The following is an 834-nucleotide window of genomic DNA, read 5'->3' on the forward strand; positions in this document are numbered from 1 at the left end:
TCGTGGGTCTGCCAGCTTTGCGGGGTCCAGGTCTTCGTCACTTTGCAAGTCTTCCAAATGTCATCAGGCCATATGGCAAGAATGTGCGGCACATTCCAGCCGCGGGCCGCGCCGCTACAGGAGGCGCGTTAGATTTGTAAAGCCTCAATGCCTCCTGCGACAATATTATTTCTCGTCCGGTCAGCGCGCCCGGGCATTACCCCGGCTGTTGCGCCGGGCAGGTTCGGCAGCAAGTGTCTGACCTTGCGGGATCACCGCCAGCCGCAGCGGTCGGCGCTGGGTGAAATAGCGTTCCGCCAGAAACTGCATCACTTCGGGCGTGGTCTGCGTGTAATCAACCAGCAGCGAGCGCAGCAGCGCGACGCGCTGGGGATCAAAGCTCGCGCCCTCGAGATTGTAGAGCCAGAACTGATTGCCGGTCGAGGCGCGCTGGATCATCTGGCCAAGCGGCCCGGTGACGCGCTCCAGCTCGTCCGCCGCGGGTGGGTTTGCCGCGAGGTCGCGGGCAATCCGATCAGCCTCGGCGAAGAAGATCGGCACGAAATCCGGCTCAAGCTGGGCGAGCGCGGTGATCCGCCCGCCGCTCTCGACATCGGTGGGCCAGTTTGAAAACACCTGCGGCGAATAGCTCGCCCCGGCGCGTTCGCGCAGCGCATCGAGCAAGCGGTTGTTGAACAACTGGGTGAGGATTTCGAGCTGGCGGGATTCGCGGATGCTCGCCATCCCGCCCCCGCTCGGCCAGATCACGGCGGCGGCGGCCTGGTTGGCATCGCCGCGGTGATAGAGCACGCTCGGCCCGTCACTCGCCTTGGCAAATCCGGCAATAACGTTGAC

The 834-nt window shown here is 64.0% G+C and carries 1 protein-coding gene; it reads right to left on the reverse strand.

Annotated features, from left to right (window positions below; translation table 11 throughout):
• Positions 1 to 180 precede the first annotated feature (180 nt).
• Positions 181 to 834: peptidase M16 family protein (locus SOQ14_RS14375; protein ID WP_527194252.1), on the reverse strand; the 654-nt coding region annotated here is incomplete at its 5' end.

Origin of the sequence: Erythrobacter epiphyticus, from assembly GCF_034653295.1 — a bacterium.
GTDB lineage: Bacteria > Pseudomonadota > Alphaproteobacteria > Sphingomonadales > Sphingomonadaceae > Erythrobacter.